Annotated in this window: 17 protein-coding genes; 8 read left to right on the top strand and 9 right to left on the bottom strand. The window is 73.4% G+C overall.

Annotated elements, in window-relative coordinates:
• Positions 1–117 precede the first annotated feature (117 nt).
• Positions 118–867: a GntR family transcriptional regulator gene (locus ABWI07_RS06585; RefSeq protein WP_353817924.1), complete on the top strand. Its 750-nt coding sequence runs from the start codon at positions 118–120 to the stop codon at positions 865–867.
• Positions 864–1,418 carry an NUDIX domain-containing protein gene (locus tag ABWI07_RS06590; protein WP_149260059.1) on the top strand — a complete coding sequence of 185 codons (555 nt, stop codon included), beginning with the start codon at positions 864–866 and terminating at the stop codon, positions 1,416–1,418. Before ABWI07_RS06585 ends, ABWI07_RS06590 begins: the two co-directional genes overlap by 4 nt.
• Here the strand turns inward: ABWI07_RS06590 and ABWI07_RS06595 are convergent.
• The 4 genes from ABWI07_RS06595 to ABWI07_RS06610 form a co-directional block, all read right to left on the bottom strand.
• Positions 1,396–2,970, bottom strand: a complete 1,575-nt coding sequence (locus tag ABWI07_RS06595; RefSeq protein ID WP_353817925.1) for a DUF4153 domain-containing protein — start codon at positions 2,968–2,970, stop codon at positions 1,396–1,398. The genes ABWI07_RS06590 and ABWI07_RS06595 overlap by 23 nt on opposite strands.
• 476 nt (positions 2,971–3,446) lie before the next feature.
• A complete protein-coding gene (locus ABWI07_RS06600; protein ID WP_235036878.1) occupies positions 3,447–4,526 on the bottom strand; it encodes a HAMP domain-containing sensor histidine kinase in 1,080 nt (359 codons plus the stop codon).
• Positions 4,523–5,209: a response regulator transcription factor gene (locus ABWI07_RS06605; protein ID WP_149260057.1), complete on the bottom strand. Its 687-nt coding sequence runs from the start codon at positions 5,207–5,209 to the stop codon at positions 4,523–4,525. Before ABWI07_RS06605 ends, ABWI07_RS06600 begins: the two co-directional genes overlap by 4 nt.
• A 72-nt stretch (positions 5,210–5,281) precedes the next feature.
• On the bottom strand, positions 5,282–6,751 hold the full coding sequence (locus tag ABWI07_RS06610) for a glutamate-cysteine ligase family protein (protein ID WP_149260056.1): 1,470 nt from the start codon (positions 6,749–6,751) through the stop codon (positions 5,282–5,284).
• A 159-nt stretch (positions 6,752–6,910) separates the two neighbouring features.
• Here ABWI07_RS06610 and ABWI07_RS06615 point away from each other — a divergent pair, with 159 nt between their 5' ends.
• A complete protein-coding gene (locus ABWI07_RS06615) occupies positions 6,911–8,254 on the top strand; it encodes a sensor histidine kinase (RefSeq protein ID WP_353817926.1) in 1,344 nt (447 codons plus the stop codon).
• Positions 8,255–8,435: 181 nt separating this feature from the next.
• Here ABWI07_RS06615 and ABWI07_RS06620 read toward each other — a convergent pair whose 3' ends face one another.
• A complete protein-coding gene (locus tag ABWI07_RS06620; protein WP_353817927.1) occupies positions 8,436–8,984 on the bottom strand; it encodes a YceI family protein in 549 nt (182 codons plus the stop codon).
• A gap of 234 nt (positions 8,985–9,218) precedes the next feature.
• Here ABWI07_RS06620 and ABWI07_RS06625 point away from each other — a divergent pair, with 234 nt between their 5' ends.
• Both ABWI07_RS06625 and ABWI07_RS06630 read left to right on the top strand, forming a co-directional pair.
• Positions 9,219–10,013: a L,D-transpeptidase gene (locus tag ABWI07_RS06625; RefSeq protein WP_353817928.1), complete on the top strand. Its 795-nt coding sequence runs from the start codon at positions 9,219–9,221 to the stop codon at positions 10,011–10,013.
• 112 nt (positions 10,014–10,125) lie between these two features.
• Entirely contained in the window at positions 10,126–10,842 is a 717-nt protein-coding gene (locus ABWI07_RS06630; RefSeq protein WP_353817929.1) for a hypothetical protein, read from the top strand.
• Between the two features lie 81 nt (positions 10,843–10,923).
• Here ABWI07_RS06630 and ABWI07_RS06635 read toward each other — a convergent pair whose 3' ends face one another.
• A complete protein-coding gene (locus tag ABWI07_RS06635) occupies positions 10,924–11,943 on the bottom strand; it encodes a GlxA family transcriptional regulator (RefSeq protein WP_149260052.1) in 1,020 nt (339 codons plus the stop codon).
• A 50-nt stretch (positions 11,944–11,993) separates the two neighbouring features.
• Here ABWI07_RS06635 and ABWI07_RS06640 point away from each other — a divergent pair, with 50 nt between their 5' ends.
• The gene (locus ABWI07_RS06640; RefSeq protein ID WP_353817930.1) at positions 11,994–12,890 is read left to right on the top strand and encodes a dienelactone hydrolase family protein; all 897 of its coding nucleotides are present in this window, start codon (positions 11,994–11,996) and stop codon (positions 12,888–12,890) included.
• A 110-nt stretch (positions 12,891–13,000) separates the two neighbouring features.
• Here ABWI07_RS06640 and ABWI07_RS06645 read toward each other — a convergent pair whose 3' ends face one another.
• Positions 13,001–13,912, bottom strand: coding sequence for an alpha/beta hydrolase family protein (locus tag ABWI07_RS06645; protein WP_353817931.1), 912 nt, complete (start codon positions 13,910–13,912; stop codon positions 13,001–13,003).
• Between the two features lie 103 nt (positions 13,913–14,015).
• Between ABWI07_RS06645 and ABWI07_RS06650 the strand changes: the two genes are divergently transcribed.
• Complete coding sequence (locus tag ABWI07_RS06650; RefSeq protein WP_353817932.1) at positions 14,016–14,585, top strand: TetR/AcrR family transcriptional regulator; 570 nt, start codon at positions 14,016–14,018, stop codon at positions 14,583–14,585.
• A gap of 43 nt (positions 14,586–14,628) precedes the next feature.
• Here ABWI07_RS06650 and ABWI07_RS06655 read toward each other — a convergent pair whose 3' ends face one another.
• Together ABWI07_RS06655 and sigE are read right to left on the bottom strand one after the other, a co-directional pair.
• Positions 14,629–15,459, bottom strand: coding sequence for an alpha/beta fold hydrolase (locus tag ABWI07_RS06655; RefSeq protein WP_235036875.1), 831 nt, complete (start codon positions 15,457–15,459; stop codon positions 14,629–14,631).
• Between the two features lie 109 nt (positions 15,460–15,568).
• Complete coding sequence (gene sigE / locus ABWI07_RS06660) at positions 15,569–16,096, bottom strand: RNA polymerase sigma factor SigE (protein WP_149260191.1); 528 nt, start codon at positions 16,094–16,096, stop codon at positions 15,569–15,571.
• 219 nt (positions 16,097–16,315) lie between these two features.
• On the opposite strand from sigE, the gene ABWI07_RS06665 reads away from it, so the two are divergent.
• Complete coding sequence (locus tag ABWI07_RS06665; protein WP_353817933.1) at positions 16,316–17,890, top strand: acyl-CoA synthetase; 1,575 nt, start codon at positions 16,316–16,318, stop codon at positions 17,888–17,890.
• The last annotated feature ends 53 nt before the right edge of the window (positions 17,891–17,943 follow it).

A 17,943-nucleotide genomic window follows, 5' to 3' on the forward strand; every position in this document is an offset into this window, starting at 1 on the left:
ACCATAGAACCACCAAACACTGGCCACAATGCGTTAGCCGCAACCCCAAGAGGGTGCGGGCGCAAGTGGGATCTGTACGGTATGAGGTCAATGCACCGACCTGGAGCAGGATCTGGTATGCCGCGACCCCCCACGAAGGCACAGGCGATCAGCAACGCGCTCGCCGCCCGCATCGTCGAGGGCGAACTGGACCCCGCCGCCTGGCTGCCGTCCGAGCGCGAACTGGCGCGCGCCTACGAGGCCGACCGCTCGACCGTCCGGCGGGCGCTGCGGCTGCTGGCCGACCAGGGGCTCGTCCAGCTGCGGCACGGCGCGGGCGCGCAGGTGCGGACGGCTCCGCGGGTGCGGCGCGCGGCGGCCGACATCACTCGGCAGGTCGGAGAGTGGCGCGGGTTCCACGTGTCGGCGCGGCGGGACGGCCGCACGCCGTTCACCCGGACGACCGTCGCCGAGGTCGAGGCCGACGAGCGGCTCGCGCCCCGCCTCGACGTCCCGGTCGGGACGCGGGTGCTGGAGCGGGCGCGCGTCCAGGGCGTGGAGGGGGAGCCGCCCGTCCAGACGGCGACGACCTGGGTGATCCTGGAGATCGTGGAGAGGATCCCGGTGCTGCGCCAGGTCGACACGGGCCCGGGCGGCATCTACTCGCGGCTGGAGGAGGCGGGCTTCCGCGTCACCTTCGAGGAGTCGGTGACGTGCCGGCTGCCCCGCGTGGACGAGCAGCGGACGCTGGAGATCGGGTCCGACCAGCCCGTCCTGACGCTGTGGCGGCGCGCCTACGACCAGGACGACCGGGTCGTCGAGGCCACCCACCGGGTGGTGGTCGGCGACCGGCACGAACTCGTCTACCGCTACGGGGCGGGCGCATGAGCGGGGACGAGCGGCCCGCGGTCCGGCAGGTCTCGTCCCGCGTGGTGTACGAGAACCCCTGGATGGTCGTCCGGGAGGACGAGGTCGAGCGGCTGGACGGCTCGCGCGGCATCTACGGGGTCGTCGACAAGCCCGACTTCGTGCTGGTCATCCCGGTGGAGGGCGACGGCTTCCACCTCGTCGAGGAGTACCGCTACCCGATCGGCAAGCGCACCTGGAACTTCCCGCAGGGCGCGCTCCCGGGCCGGCGGGAGGCCGACCCGGAGGAGCTCGCCCGGCGCGAGCTGGCCGAGGAGACCGGGCTGCGCGCCGGGACGCTGCGGCGCCTCGGCTACCTGAACTGCTCCCACGGGACGAGCGGTCAGGGCTTCACCATCTTCGTCGCGTCCGACCTGGAGGCCGGGGAGGCCGACCGGGAGCCCGAGGAGCAGGACATGCGGCAGAAGTGGGTGAGCGAGGAGGAGTTCAAGGCGCTCATCCGCGAGGGCCGCATCACCGACGACTCGACCCTCGCCGCGTACGCCCTGCTCACCATCGATCGGACCGGATAGTGGAGCAGTCGGCCGAGTCGTCGGCGGGGCGCTCCCCGAGGACGGCGCGGGCCCGGTCGCGCGCGAGGTTGGCGCTCATCGCGGGCTCGTCGTCCTCGAGGTCGTAGGCGATCTCGCGCAGCGCGCAGGAGCGCAGCGGCTCGGGCAGCCGGTCCAGGGCCGGGACGGCGTCGGCGGACAGGTTCCGCAGGTAGCCGACGTCGATCTTGCCGGTCTGCCGGTACCGGGCGACGTTGTGCTCGGCGATGAACCCGTCCGGGCCGACCAGCGCGAGGACGATCATCGCGGCGGCGCCGCTCCCGGCGACCGCCCTGGGCAGCCACGCGACACGTCCCCGGAGGACGCCGGCGAGCGCGACCATCGCCACGACGACGCCGAGCCACAGCTCGAACGCGTGCACCCACAGGCGCAGCCTCGTCCAGCCGTAGGTCTCCTCGTACAGGTACAGCCGGCGCAGCGCGACCGCGACGACGACGAGGGTCAGCGCGCACAGCAGCCCCAGCAGGGTCTGGACCGTGACGCGGTCGCCCTTGCCGCCGGACGGCGCGTACCGCTTGGCGACGGCGACGACCGCCAGCACGAGCACCGTCGCGACGACGAGCTGGAAGAACCCCTGCCGGGCGTACTCGGCGTAGGTGAGACCGGTCGAGCGGAGCAGCTCGTCCTTGTCGTCGGCGAGGAAGACGCCGGCCTGGATCGCGCAGAACAGCAGGAAGAGCAGGTCGAGCGCCGCGATCGGCACGGCCCACGACCAGCGCCCGGCTGGCTTGCCGGGCTCCGGCCTCAGCAGGTGCAGCGGCGGCGGCGCCTGCCCGAGGAAGGCGGCGGAGCACGCCAGGATCAGGGTGAGGACGCCCGCGAACCCGTACACCACGACGGTGCCGGGCGAGATCTCCGGGACGAGCCCGGACGCCAGGCTGCCGAACGCGGCGTCCGCGCCGACGAACAGCGCGCCGAACACGGCGACCAGCCCGCCCGCGATCATGCCCGTCCGCAGGATCGGCCACGCGTTGCCGCGCCCCGACGTCAGCGCGCCGTACGCGCCGCGCGTCGTCCACGGCACCATGCAGCCGACGGCCGGGATGACGGCGAGGCCGCCGAACAGGACCTCCGCCCAGGACCGTCCGCCGGACGTCCCGTAGGAGCCCACGGCGACGGCGAGCAGCAGCGCCGGGACGACGACCCAGTCGGCGTCTCGGTAGGCGGCGGTCGCGGCCAGCCCCACCGACAGCAGGAGGAACGCCGCCCCGGTCCGGTTGACCGACGCGAGCCCGCGCCGCCCGCCGGACGCGGCGCGCATCCCCCGCCCGGCCGACCACGCCGCCGCGGCCGCCACGTAGGCGACGGCCGTCGCGGTGATGAGCACGCCCACGCCGAGGCCGTGCGCCATCGACGGGCCGAGCGTCACCGCGCCGATCAACGCCGTGACGAGCGCGCCCGCGGCCAGCGCCCCCGACATCGGCCGCGCCGGCCTCTTCCACCCGACGATCGCCTGCTCCAGCTTGGTCGGCTTGTAAACGACGGGCCGCGGCGGCGGACCCCCCGTCCCCACCGGATACCGAGGCGGTGGATAACCCCCCGCACGCGGCCCGAACGCCCCACCCGCCCCAGGCGCTGAAGGCGCAGGCCAGTCCCAAGAACCCGCACCGGGCGCGGAAGCCCCGCCGGGCGCGGAACCCGCACCGGGCGCGGAAGCCCCGCCGGGCGCGGAACCTGCACTGGGCGCGGAAGCCCCGCTGGGCGCGGAACCCGCACCGGGCGCGGAAGCCCCGCCGGGCGCGGAACCCGCACCGGGTGCGGAAGCCCCGCCGGGGGTGGAGACCGCGCCGGGGGTGGAAGCCGCGCCGGGCGCGGAGGCCCCGCCGGGTGCGGAAGCCGCGGGTGGTGTGGAAGGTGTGTCGGCGGTGGGTTCGGGCGGCGTGGCGGGCGGGGGTGGGGTGCTGGGAGGCGGCTCCGGGGCGGGGGCGGTGCCGGGTTCGGGGGGGTTGGCGGGCGGCGGGTCGTCGGACGGGTTCGTGGGGTGGTCGGTCATCGGGGGTCTCCGGGGATCGGGGGGATCACTACGCGGATCCGGCAGCCGGTGGGGGTGTCCATGACGGTGATGTCGCCGCCGTGCAGTTCGGTGGCCCAGTTGGCGATGGCGAGGCCGAGCCCGGTGCCGCCGCCGGGGGTGCCGGTGCCCGGCGCGGAGCCGCGGGAGAAGCGCTCGAACACGCGGGCGCGCTCCTCGGGTGGAATGCCTGGTCCCTCATCGGCTACTTCGATGATCAGACCACCGGAAGGGTTCGCGGAACGGGCCGTGACGGTGACGGGGCGGCCGGCCGGGCCGTGCCGGGCGGCGTTGTCGAGCAGGTTCGCGACGACCTGATGGAGCCGGTCGCGGTCGGCGGCGGCGCGCAGGCGGGGCGGGACGTCCGCCTCGAACAGCGTGTCGGGGCGGCCCGCCCGCGCCTCCGCGATGACGTCGGACACGAACGCGGCGATGTCGATGTCGGTCACGTCGAGGGCCGCCGCGCCCGCCTCGACGCGGGAGAGGTCCAGGAGCTGGGTGATGAGCCGTCCGAGGCGCTCGGTCTGGTCGAGGGCCGTCTCCAGGACGTCCGGCGTCGCGGGCGTGACGCCGTCCGCGACGTTCTCCAGCACGGCGCGCAGCGCGCTGAGGGGGGTGCGCAGCTCGTGCGAGACGTTCGCGACGAACTCGCGGCGCTGCCGGTCGACCTCGGCGAGGTCGGCGGCCATCCGGTTGAACGCCTGCGCCAGCTCCCCGACCTCGTCGCGCGAGGTGGCGCGGACCCGGCGGCTGTAGTCGCCGCGCGCCATCGCCCGCGCCGCCGCCGTCATCTCGCGCAGCGGCGCGGTCATGCCGTGGGCGAGCAGCTGGGTCACGACAAGCGAGATCAGCACGCCGACGGGCATCGTCTCCCGGGCGCGGAACCCGAACGGGTACCCCCACAGCACGATCAGCACGGCGACGCACGCCGTCACGACGACCACGACGCCGAGCTTCACCTTGATCGACCGGAGCGGGTCCAGCGGCCGGGGCAGCCGTGCCCACAGGCTGCGGGCGAGCCGGGCGCCCTCGGGGCGGGCGGTCCCCGTGCGGGTCACGGGGCGGCCTCCAGGCTGTACCCGACGCCGTGCACGGTCCGGATCAGCTCCTGCCCGAGCTTGCGGCGCAGCGCCTTGACGTGGCTGTCGACGACCCGCGTCCCGGACGCGTCCGCCCAGTCCCACACCTGCTCCAGCAGGACGGCGCGGGTGAGCACCGCCCCCCGGTTGCGCAGCAGGCACGCGAGCAGGTCGAACTCGGTCGGCGTGAGGTGGACCTCGCGGCCGTCGCGGCGCACCCGGCGGGCCCGCTGGTCGACCTCCAGGTCCCCGACGCGCACCGGCCCGTCGCCGCCGTCCATCGCGGGCCGCTCGACGCGGCGCAGCACGGCGCGGAGGCGCGCCACCAGCTCCCGCATGCTGAACGGCTTGGTCACGTAGTCGTCGGCGCCGACGCCGAGGCCGACGAGCAGGTCGGTCTCGTCGTCGCGCGCCGTCAGCATCAGCACCGGCACGGGACGCTCCGCCTGGACGCGCCGGCAGACCTCGAGGCCGTCGAACCCGGGGAGCATCACGTCCAGCACGACGATGTGCGGCTCGTACGCGCGGGCGCGCTCGACCGCCGCCGGCCCGTCCGCGGCCACCTCGACGGCGAACCCCTCGGCCGCCAGCCGGTCGGCCACCGCGCGCGCGATGGTCGGCTCGTCCTCCACGATGAGGACGCGCGTCTCGTTCTCGGTCACGGCACCCGACTCTAGAAGGACGGTTTGGGGGCGCCGAGTGTGATTTGTGCGGGAGCTGTGAAGATCCTCGGGTTACCAGGTGTGGACGGGCTCGTTGTCGCGCAGGTGCTCGACGTAGGCGCGGGTCATCATGCGCAGGGCGTCGTGGCGGCCGATGCCGTGCTCCTCCTCCAGTGCCTGGACGGTCTTGATCTGCCAGGCGGCGCCGGTCTGGCCGGTGACGCAGCGGCGCTCGATGATGCCGAGGAGGCGGTCGCGGCGGGCGGGGTCGACGCCCCAGCGGTCGAGGCCCTCGTGGGCGAGCGGCAGCAGCTTGCGCAGGACGAGTTCGGAGGCGGGCACCTCGCCCATGCCGGGCCAGTAGAGGGTCGATTCGAGGCCGTCGCGGGCGGCGCGGTGGAGGTTCTCCTCAGCGGTGGCGAAGGACATCCGCGACCAGACGGGACGGTCCTCCTCGGCGAGCATCCGGACGACGCCGTAGTAGAAGGCGCCGTTGGCGACGACGTCGGCGACGGACGGCCCGGCGGGCAGGACGCGGTTCTCCACGCGCAGGTGCGGGCGGCCCTTCACGACGGCGTAGATGGGCCGGTTCCAGCGGTAGATCGTCCCGTTGTGGAGGGTGAGCTCGCCGAGTTCCGGTATGCCGCCCTGGTCGAGCACCTCGCGGGGGTCCTCGTCGTCGCACAGCGGCAGCAGGGACGGGAAGTAGCGGGTGTTCTCCTCGAAGAGGTCGAAGACGGAGGTGATCCAGCGTTCGCCGAACCACACCCGGGGCCGGACGCCCTGCGTCTTCAGCTCGTCCGGACGGGTGTCGGTGGCCTGCTCGAACAGGGTGATGCGGGTCTCGTGCCAGAGCCGGTGCCCGAACAGGAACGGGGAGTTGGCGCCCATCGCGACCTGCGCGCCCGCGACGGCCTGGGCCGCGTTCCAGTACGCGCCGAACTCGTCGGGGCTGACCTGCAGATGGAACTGGACGCTGGTGCAGGCGGCCTCGGGGATGATGGTGTCGGTGTGCATGCGCAGGGGCTCGGGGCCGTCGATGGCGATGCGCATCTCCTCGCCGCGCGCGGCGAAGATCTCGTCGTTCAGCATCTTGTAGCGCGCGTTCGACGACAGGGTCTCCTCGCCGATGTCGGTGCGCCGCAGGGTGGGCAGTATGCCGATCATGACGAGCCGCCCGCCGACCTCGCGGGCCCGGTCGTCGGCGTGCGCGAGGTGGTCGCGGACCTCCGTCTCCAGGGCGCCGGTGCCCTCCCCGCCGAGCTCGCGGGGCGGAATGTTGATCTCAAGGTTGAACTGACCGAGTTCGGTCGCCCACGCAGGGTCCGCGATCGCCTTGAGCACGTCCGCGTTGCGCATCAGCGGATCGCCGAGCGAGTCGATCAGGTTGAGCTCGATCTCCAGGCCGATGTGCGGGCGCTCGAAGTCGAACTGGGATTCGCCCAGCATGCGGGCCAGCACGTCGAGGCACCTGCGCACCTTCTCGCGATACCGCCGCCGGTCCTCACCGCTGATGGCGACCGAAGCCACGTCCCTGCCCATGTGTCCGTCCCTGTACTCCGGAGGGAATCGTCATAAAACGGGATGTCCCAGTAGGCGAAGGTGAAAACACGGCGCGAAGTTTCGGGCTCCCCGTTTCGTGACCGGCCGGTACCGTGTGTCGTCGCGCCGGGAAACCGGTACGCCGGTCCTGGAGGCCCCATGCGCATGCGCCCCCGCTCCATCCGGGCCAGGGACACGCTCGTCGCCGCGGTGATCGCCGCGCTGGCCCTCGGAGTGACCGCGATCGGCGCGGACGTCGCCGTTCGCGGCGCCGTCAAGGCGGAACTGCTCCGCCGGACGCAGGTGGACGCACGGCGGGTGAGCGGCGGAGTCCGCGACGGGACGCTGGAGGGCGTCATCCGCGACGACACCCGCGGCCGGATCCTCATCCAGGTCGTGGAGCCCGGCGGGCGGGTGACGAATGCCACACCCCCCGGAACGGACAGACCACCGGTGAGCAGACTCTGGCCGCCGAGCAACATGCGCGTCCAGGACTTCACCGAGTGCCGCGGCCGGTGGCCGGACCGCGAGTGCCTCGTGGTCGAGGCGATCCGGGTCAGCACCGCGCCCGACTCCGTGGTCGTGTACGCGGCCGCGCGGCAGCCGTCGTATCTGGTGAACGGGCTGCTGGAGGCGGTGCTCGGCGGGGGCGTGCTGCTGCTGGCGGCCGTCGCCGCGTGGATCACCTGGCACGTCGTCGGGCGCACCCTCGGTCCTGTCGAGGCGATCCGCGCCCAGCTCGCGGAGATCAGCGCCACCGACCTCAGCCGCCGGGTGCCGCAGCCGCCGGGCCAGGACGAGATCGCGCAGCTCGCCCGCACCGCCAACGAGACGCTCGACCGGCTGGAGCGGGCCGTCGCGCGGCAGCGGCAGTTCGCCTCGGACGCCTCGCACGAGCTGCGCACCCCGATCGCCGGGCTCCGGGCCAACCTGGAGGACGCCTCGATGCACCCGGAGGACAACGACCTGCGGGGCGTCGTCGAGTCGGCGCTGCGCGACACCGACCGGCTGGAGTCGATCGTCACCGACCTGCTGCTGCTCGCCCGCATCGGCACCGGCGGGAGCACCGTGCAGGAGCCGCTCGACCTGTCCGCGCTGGCCGCCGCCGAGGTCGGCCGCCGCACGTTCGAGGTGAAGATCGTCACCGAGCTCGCGCCCGGCGTCATGGTCCGGGGGGTGCGCATGCAGCTCGTCCGGCTGCTGGGCAACCTGCTCGACAACGCCGAGCGCTACGCCGAGTCCCGCGTGACGGTGGAGGTGGGCAGGCGGGCCGGCCGGGCGCTGCTCGTCGTCACCGACGACGGCATCGGCATCGCGCCCGCCGACCGGGAGCGCGTCTTCGAGCGCTTCACCCGCCTGGACACCGCGCGCAGCCGCGACGCCGGCGGCGCGGGCCTCGGCCTCGCGATCGCCCGCGAGATCGCCCAGGCCCACGGCGGGACGCTGCGGATCGAGGACCACCCCTCCGGGGCCCGCTTCGCCCTCCGCCTCCCACTGGACTAGCGGCCCGCTTAGGAAACGGCGCCCTCCTTGGGGAGGCAGCCCCTCGGAGCGAGGGCCTCAAAACGGTCGGCTGCCCTGGACGGCGGGCTGCTCCGGAGCGAAGGCGCCTTGGCTTGCGGCCCGCCCCGGAACGGCGGAAGGGCCGCCCGGGTGGGCGGCCCTTCCGGCGATGGGGGGATGCTCAGGCGCGGACGGCCTGGATCTCCAACTGGATCTCGACCTTGTCGCCGAGCAGGGCCTTGTCGCCCTTGAGCGGGACGTTGAACTCGATGCCCCAGTCCTTGCGGCTGATGGTGGTCCCGGCGGAGAAGCCGGCGCGCGTGCCGCCCCAGGGGTCCTCGCCGACGCCGTTGAACTCGACCGTGAGCGTGACCGGACGGGTGACGCCCTTGATCGTCAGGTCGCCGTCCAGGAGGTACTCGCCGCCCTCCTCGCGGACGCCCTTGGTCGCGAACGTCATGGTCGGGTACTTCTCGACGTCCAGGACCTCCGCCGTGCGCATGTGGGCGTCGCGGTCGGCGTGGCGGGTGTCGATCGAGGCGACCTGGATCTCCGCGACGGCGGTGGACTCGGCAAGCTCCTCGGCGATCTGCACGGTGCCGGTGAAGTCGGTGAACGTGCCGCGCACCTTGGTCATCAGGTGCCGGATCACGAAGGTGACCTCGGAGTGGGCAGGGTCGATGTTCCAGGTGCCTGCGGTCAGTCCGGGGGCAACGGCGGTGATGCTCATGGTGACTCCGTCCGTGATGCTTGAATCTTCAACGACTTGTCGAAGGTTAGTTGAGGGTTCAAACAGCTGTCAATCCCGGCTTGTTCCCGGTCCTGTCGCCCTCTTCGAAGCCGGCCGAACGGTACGCAGTGCGATCCGTCCCGCACACCGTGCAACCCCTGCGGCCCCTCGTGCGTAGACAGCGGGCACAGAGGCGAGCCGGAGCCATCTCCGGCGGGATCACTTGGAGTCTTCGTGAGCGACGAACCACCGCGCGCCGCCGGGCGGACGGCCCTGACGGCGGCACCGGCCCTGCTGGTGACGGCCCTGCTCGTGACCGGATGCGGGGGAGGCGGCAAAGGGCCGTCCGCCGGCGCGACCCCCGCCGGGGGCCTGGACAAGCTGCCCCAGGCCACCACGTACACGACGCTGGACGACCTGCCGAAGGACGACGCGCCGTCCGCCAAGGGCGACGGGACCGTGGTGCACCCGCACGACACGGTCCCGGTGTCGGCGAAACCCGGCGCGCCCGCCGTGGCCGAACTGCCGAGCACCCAGCTCAAGGGCCCCACCTGGGTGCCCGTCGTGGAGAGCCGCCCCGGCTGGCGGCGCGTGCTGCTGCCGAGCCGCCCGAACGGCGTGACCGGCTGGATCCCCGACGCAGGCCTGAAGGCCGCGCGCAGCTCCAGCTCCGTCAACGTCGACCTCGGCGACCGGAAGATGACCCTGTTCCAGGGCGGCCGCCAGGTTGGCTCATGGTCCGTGGCGGTCGGTGCCCCGAAGACGCCGACGCCCACAGGACGGACGTTCCTGCTCGCCTCCCTCGCCCCTGAGAAGCCCACCTACAGCCCGCTGATCCTGCCCGTCGGCGCGCACTCCGCCACCCTCGACAGCTTCGGCGGCGGCCCCGGGACGGTCGCGTTCCACGGCTGGCCGACCAGATCGGTGTTCGGCAGGGCCGTCACGCACGGCTGCGTCCGGGTGCCCGCCGACGCGTTGAAGCGGCTCGCGAAGGTTCCGCTCGGCACGCCCGTCCTGATCACGGACTGACGGCCGTCCGGTCGTCCGGCCCCGCGGCCGGACCGCTCACCGTCCCACCGGCCCTCGACATCCCATCGACTTCCACCATCCCCGCGAATACGAACCCCTGAAGGAGAGAACCGTGCGTTTGCAGGCACTCACCAAGTGCGCGGCCGTCGCCGGCGCGCTGGCCCTGCCGTTCGGCCTGTCGGCCTCCCCCGCCTCCGCCGCCCCGATCGCGTCCCCCGGCGGCGTCGGCTCGGCGGTCGCCGTCTCCGCCACCGGCTCCGTCGTCGTCCCGCCGACGTCCTCGGTGGCGTCCTCGGCGCAGCGGCCCGTTCGCAAGAGCGCGGCCGAACTGCCCGCCAACCCGCTGATCGAGGCACACCTGCTGAACGGCGCCGCCTGGGCCGGGCACGGCCGCGCGTCCGTCGCCGACGTGCGGGTGGCCAAGCTCGGCCTGGCCGCGCACGCCGTCACCGCCATGTGCGAGAACGGCAAGGGCGTCTCCAACGTGGTGAACGCGACGCTCGGCACCCGGGCGCTGCGGATCGGCGCGACGCCCAACACCACCGTCACCACCGACCTGAAGGGCCTCGGCGCCGTCACGGTCACGCTGAACAAGCAGGTCCGCGGGCACGACGGGAACCTCACCGTCACCGCCATCGAGGTGTCGGCGACCCTGGCGGGCAAGACCCAGACGATCAGCATCGCGTCCGCCACCTGCGGCAAGGCCGGCGGCGGGGGCGGGCAGCCCGGCCAGCCGTCGCAGCCGGGCAAGCCCACGCCGTCCCCGGCCCCGCCCGGCGAGGCCCCCGCCCCGACCCCGGTCCCCGGCGACCTTCCCGTCACCGGCTGAGCCGAGCCAACCCCGGGCCGGGGTCCGTGCGATGCGACGCGCGGGCCCCGGCCTTTCGCTTTCGAGCCCGGCCCGTCGCAGTCAGTCGGCGGGGCGCCCGAAGGCCACGCGGTAGTCCTTCGGGCGCCGCCCGGTGTGCTTGGCGAAGAGGGCGGCGAAGGTTCCGGGGTCCCGGTACCCGACGGCTGCGGCGATGGCGGCGACCGTCCGGTCGGTGGTCTCCAGGAGGTGGCGGGCTCGCCGGACGCGGGCCGACTGGAGGTACTCGAGGGGGCTCTGGCCGGTCTCGTGGGCGAAGCGCCGCAGCAGCGTCCGGGTGCTGACGCTGAACGCCTCCGCCAGCACGGCGAGGTCGTACCGGGCCGCGAGGTTCTGGTCGAGCCGCCGCATGACCCTGCGGGAGAACTCGTGCCCGGGCTGTGGAAGGAGGCGGGCGTCGACGTAGGGGGCCTGGGACGAGCGCGCGTCGTCCACAAGCGCCATCCGCGCGGTCGCCCGCGCCACGCGGGCACCGCTGTGCCGCCGGACGAGTTGCAGCGCGAAGTCGTACATGGCGCTGAAGGCCGCAGTCGTCGTCACCCCGGAATCGGTGACCACCAGGAGGTCGGACCGGACGTCGGCGTCCGGGCAGCGCCGGGCCAGCTCGTCCGCGAACAGCCAGGCCGTCGTGGCGCGGCGCCGGTCCAGCAGCCCGGCCTCGGCGAGCAGGAACGCCCCGACGCAGATCGAGACGACGGCGCCGCCGCCCGCGGCGTGCGAGCGGATCGCCGCGATCTCCGGGGCCAGCCCCGCCAGCCTCGCGTCCACGTCGAGCGCCCGGTGCAGCTCGAACCCCGGGACGACGAGCACGTCGGTCTCGCGGAGCGGGGCCACGGCCAGCGCGACGCCGCCGGAGGCGACGACGCGGCGGCGGGGCGACAGCACCGCCACCTCGTACCCGGCGCGGTCCGGACCGGCGACGTGCCCGGCCATCGTCAGCAGGTCGGGGACGCCGAACACCTCCGACGCGAAGCAGCCCGGATAGGCCAGCACGCCGACCCGCAATGCGCCCACGCTCGCCTCCCGCCGCTTGCCGCCGATGGCGAGATTACCCCCGGACATGGCGATCTGGCCTCTCCCCGCGCCGTCCGTCCCCCGGCCACGCTGTCCCCATGGAAATCAACGACTCCATCAGCACGCACGAGGCAACCGGCCCTGACGAGGGCGTCGGCGAGGCCGCAGGCGCTGACGACCGTCCCGAAGCCGGGCATCTCGACGACCCGATCACCGATTTCGACCGCCGGTACGTGGACGTGGACGGGGTGGTGAAGACGGTGTACGTCGCGGGTACCGGTCCCGCCGTCGTGCTGATGCCCGAGATGCCGGGCATCAGCCCGGACGTCCTGCGGCTGGCGCGGTGGGTGCGGGACGCGGGCTTCACCGTCCACGTCCCCTCGCTCTTCGGCCGCGACGGCGCCTACCCCACGGTCGAGGACGGCGAGCGGATCGTCCGCCGGACCTGCGTGAGCGCCGAGTTCCGGGCGTTCGCCGGAGGCGGGACCAGCCCCGTCACGGCGTGGCTGCGCGGGCTCGCCCGGCAGGCCCACGCCGAGTGCGGCGGCCCGGGGGTCGGCGCGATCGGGCTCTGCTTCACCGGCAACTTCGCGCTCACCATGGCGCTCGAACCGGCCGTCATCGCGCCGGTCGTCAACCACCCGTCACTGCCGCTGGACGACCCCGCCGGCCTGGAACTCGGCGACGACGACGCCCGTGCGGTCAAGGAGCGCGTCACGCGCGACGGGCTGAAGGTGCTCGCCTACCGCTTCGAGGGCGACCGCTGGTGCACCGGCCGGCGCTTCGCCGCCTACCGGGCCCTGCTCGGGGACGCCTTCGACGGCCGCGTCCTCCCGGCCGGCGCCGCGAGCACCGACCCGCCGCCGTTCTTCCGCGACGTGGTCGGCACCCCCCACAGCGTCGTCACCGCCCACCTCGTCGACGAGGAGGGGCATCCCACGCTCCGCGCCAGGGACGAGATCCTCGCCTACCTGGCCGAGCGACTGAAGCCCTAGAGGCCGTGCTCCCAAGAGCGCCGGCCTCGAACGCACGGCGCTCGCGGCGGCCGGTCACCGCGAGCCGCCATGGTCCTTGCCGGCGCGGCCGGCGGAGCGGTCCGGCCGGTTCACTTGCCGGAGATGCTCCACGCGCCTTCGCCGTCCGCGGCGGCGTCGCCGAAGGCGGTCCACGCGGTGTCGTCGACCTTGAAGGCGTCGAGGAGGTAGGCGGAGACCGCATCGGCGACGAGGGCGACGCGGGCGGGGTCCTCGTCGGTGGTCTCGGCGACCGCTTCGCCGGCGATGCCGCCCAGGGTGTGCTCGCCCTCGGCGACGACGAGCAGGCTCTTCGGGGACGGGCTGAGGTGGTAGGCGTCGGTGAACCACTCCGGCCCCCGGGTGGAGAGCCGCGACCGGTCCTCGCCGCCCGCGACGACCAGGGCCGGGGTGGTCATGGTGGAGTAGTCCGGCCTCATGAACGGAAGGTGTTCGGCGGCGAACGGGGTGAGCGAGTCGCCGGTCCCGGTCGCGGCGATCAGCGCGCCGGCCGAGACCGCGGAGTGGGAGAAGTCCTCTCCGGCGACGCCGTCGGCGTCGAGCACGCGCGCGCCGAGGACCGCGCCGGCGGTCTGGGCGCCCCAGGAGTGGCCGACGACCGCGATGCGCTCGCGGTCGACGCGGGTCTCCAGGCCGCCGGCCTGGAGGAGGATGTCGCCGAGGCCGTCGAGGACCGCGTGGAGATCGGAGATCCGGACGCGCCAGATGGTGGGGAAGCGCGGGTCGTCCCAACCGATGGCGTTGCGGCGGGAGTCCAGGTGGGTGGGCTGCACCACGATGAATCCGGCTGCGGCCCAACGGTCGACGAGGGGCTCGTACGCGTCCAGGGACCATGCGTTGCCGTGGGAGAACACGATGACCGGCAGGTCCCGGCCCGACAGCGGGGCGGTGACCTTCACCTGCAGGTCGACGCCGCGGCCGGGCGCGGGGACGGTGATGGGCTTGACCGAGACGATCCGCTGGTCGAGCTGACGGTGGGACATGGGAGACCTGCGCTTCCTCCGTGGGACCGCTCTGCCATAATTTGGCGGAGCGTTGTTCCGCCAAAGTAGCGGAACATTGTTCCGCGAGCAAAAGGAGGGTCCCGTGCCGGAACCGGTCGGAGTGCGCCGGGCACAGGCGCAGCGCACCCGCAGCGGCGTGCTGGCGGCCGCGGCTGCGGTCTTCGTGAAACAGGGCGTCCAGGCCCCTGTCCGCGACATCGCCGAACGCGCCGGCGTCGGCGTCGGCACGATCTACCGGAACTTCCCGACCCGGGCGGATCTCGTCACCGCCGTCTACCGGCACCAGATCGACACGGCCGCCGCACTCGCCCCCCGGCTCCTGGAGGAGTCGGCCTCCCCGTTCACCGCCCTGACCCGCTGGGTGGACGCGTTCGTCGAGTTCCTGGTGACCAAGCACGGCCTCGGAGCCGCCCTGGGGTCCGGCGATCCAGGGCTGGAGAACCTCCACGCCCTGATGCTCGACACCCTGGTCCCGGCCTGCGCGACGTTGCTCGAGGCATGCGCCGCCGCCGGCGAACTCGGCCCCGACGTCACCGCCTACACGCTCATGCGCGCCATCGGCAACCTCTGCATCACCGGCCCCGACTACGGGCAGGCCGAAGCCAGGCGCATGGTCGCCATCCTCCTCGCCGGATGCCGCCGCGAGGCATGAACCGGGACCATCGACTGTTCCAGCTCCGCCTTCGAAGGACGGCCTAGGACGCGGCGGCTTCGGACTCGGCGCCGAGGACGGGGTGCGCGCTGCCCTCCAGCAGGATCTTCGCCACGAGGGCCGGGTCGTCGGCCATGGGGACGTGGCCGCAGCCCTCCAGCCAGACGAAGCGGGCGTGGGGGAGGCGGCGCTGGGCGCGGACGGCCTGGCTGCGCAGGAGCAGGCGGTCCTTCGTGCCCCACGCGATGGTGACGGGGACGTCCGCGCAGGAGCCGAGGAAGCGGGTGGTGCGCCCCGCGCGGAGGGTGGGCTCGAAGCCAGGGGCGTCGCGCATGGCGCGGGCGTCCCCCGCGAGGGTCTCGATGTCCATCAGGTCCGGACGGCCGTAGATCATGCCGAACATGAGGTTCCGGCGGCGCGGGGAGCGGGCCAGCCGGGTGAGGAACGTCTCGGGGACGCGGGCGCCGAGCCGCGAGGCGCGCAGCACCGACATGCCGTAGCGCAGTTCCAGGGCGTTGAAGAAGCCGGCCGGGGACAGGGCCGTCGCCGAACTGGCGAGGCCGCGGTCGGCGGCTTCGAGGGCGAACAGGCCGCCGAGCGAGTTGCCCGCGATGTGCGGGCGGTCCAGCCCGAGGGCGGCGAAGGCCTCGCTGAGGGCGGCGACGGCCGCGTCCAGCGTGTAGGGGGTCCCGGCGGGCAGCGGCGGGGAGTCGCCGAAGCCGGGCAGGTCGATCGCGACGACGTCGCGCTCGGCGGCGAGCAGGTCCATGACCGGCTCCCAGCCCTGGCGGCGGTGGCCGATGCCGTGCAGCAGGACGAGGGGCGGACCCTCGCCGCGGCGCTCGTAAGCGATGTTCACCCGCGCTTTGTCCACGGGCGAAGGGTAGGCCGGAAGTTACTCAGCGGTCACTAGTGACGCTCGTCACGCGCACAGGGACGCCGTGCTCGCTCTCGCCGGGCTCGCTCGTCGCCGTGCGCAGCCGTCACTGCGTGCACTCGGCGGGGCGGCGGTGCTCCAGAGCGGCGCGCAGCTGGGCGCGGCCGCGGTGGATGCGGGAGCGGACGGTGCCGAGCTTGACGTTCAGCGTCGCGGCGATCTCCTCGTACGACAGGCCCTCGATGTCGCACAGCACGACGGCGGCGCGGTACTCGGGGGCGAGGCCGTCCAGCGCCTTCTGGATGTCGTGGTCGAGGTGCCGCTCGTCGTAGGCCTGCGCGGGGCCCGGCTCGCGGCCCTGCAGGCGCTCGGCGGCCTCGTCGCCGAGGGAGTCGAACCGGATGCGCTGCTTGCGGCGGGCGCGGTCGAGGAACAGGTTCGTCGTGATCCGGTGCAGCCAGCCCTCGAACGTGCCGGGGCTGTAGGAGGACAGGGAGCGGAACACCCGGATGAAGACGTCCTGGGTCAGGTCCTCGGCGTCGTGGCGGTTGCCCGTCAGCCGGTACGCCAGCCGGAACACCCTGGTCGAGTGCTCGCTGACGATCTCATCCCACGTCGGCGGGGTCCACGCCATCGCACCTGCGCTCACCACTACCCCCGTCTGATATTCAATCGTTACGGCCAAGCATGCCGGTACCCAGATAAGAGCCGTGTAAGAAGCATCCGCGTGGCCGGATCAGGCGGCGTGAGATGTGACTCATCTCATTGGACGGAATGTCGACAAGGATTGAGTCGGCGCCCGTCCGCATGGAGGATCAGGGGCAGTCCCCACCCCGACACGCGAGGACGTGGCATGGCGCGAAGCTACAACCTGGCCGACCTGCTCGAGATCCTGGCCGCGGCGGGGCCGGACCGCCCCGCCCTGGTCGCCGGCGACGAGCGGCGTACGTACCGGCAGCTCAGCGAGCGGGCGAGCCGGTTCGGGCACCATCTGGCGGAGGTCGGCGTCCGGCCGGGCGAGCACGTGGCGATCCTCGCCTACAACCGGGCCGAGTGGATCGAGGCGATGCTCGGCGCGTTCAAGGTCCGCGCGGTGCCGATCCCGGTGAACTTCCGCTACGTGGCCGCCGAGCTGCGCCACGTCCTGGCCGACTCCGACTCGGTGGCGCTGGTCGGGGAGCGCTCGCTGCTGGAGAAGGTCGAGGAGATCCGCGGCGAGCTGCCGGAGCTGCGGCACGTCCTCGTGCTGGAGGACGGCTCCGAGGCCGAGATCCCCGGCGCGGTCGAGTACGAGAAGGCGCTCGCGGCCGCCGCGCCGGACGACGACTTCCCCGAACGCTCCGGCGACGACCGCTACATCATGTACACGGGCGGCACGACGGGCTACCCGAAGGGCGTCGAGTGGCGCTGCGAGGACATCTTCTTCGGCGCGCTCGGCGGCGGGAACGTCCTCGGCGACCCCATCGGCAGCCCCGAGGAGCTGGCCGCCAACGCCGACCAGCCCGCGATGGCCGTGCTCGACTGCGCGCCCGTCATGCACGGCGCGGGGCAGTGGGTCGCGTTCATGGGCCTGTTCAGCGGCGCCAAGGTCGTCCTCTACACCGACCACGCGTTCGACGCGGACAAGGCCCTGCGGCTGCTCGCCGAGGAGCAGGCGAACGTGATGATGCTGGTCGGCGACGTCATGGCGCGGCCGGTCGCGAAGGCGCTCGCCTCCGGCGAGCACGACACGTCGTCGCTGATGGCGATCGCGTCCGGCGGCGCGCCGCTGACCGAGGGGGCCAAGGCCGCGCTGCAGGAGCACCTGCCGAACATCATGTTCCTCGACAACTACGGCGCGTCGGAGACCGGCGCGTGCGGCCCGTCCGTCGGCGCCAAGGAGGGGACGGCCCGGTTCATGATGAGGCCGGGCATCACCGTCCTCGACGACGACCTGAACGTCGCCCGGCCCGGCGAGATCGGCAGGCTCGCGCGCAGCGGCCACATCCCGCTCGGCTACTACAACGACCCCGAGAAGACCGCGTCGACGTTCTTCACCGCCCCGGACGGGACGCGCTGGTCGATCCCCGGCGACTTCGCGATCCTGGAGGAGGACGGGACGATCACCCTGCTCGGCCGCGGCTCCCTCGTGATCAACACCGGCGGCGAGAAGGTGTACCCGGAGGAGGTCGAGGTCGCGCTCAAGGACCACCCCGCCGTGGAGGACGCGGTCGTCGTGGGCCTGCCGGACGAGCGGTTCGGGCAGCGCGTCGCCGCCGTCGTCGCCCCGCGCCCCGGCGCGACGGTGACGCTCGAGGAGCTGACCGAGTACTGCCGCGGCCGCCTCGCCGGCTACAAGCTCCCGCGGCAGATGACCCTGGTGGACGAGGTACAGCGAACCGCCGTCGGCAAGTCGGATTACAAGTGGGCCAGAAGTTTGCTCGCGTAGCGTGCCGGTAACGTTACCCTGTGTGGTCATTACCACGCTCGGGCGCATTTTCC

Origin of the sequence: Actinomadura sp. NPDC000600 (genome assembly GCF_040492135.1) — a bacterium.
GTDB lineage: Bacteria > Actinomycetota > Actinomycetes > Streptosporangiales > Streptosporangiaceae > Spirillospora.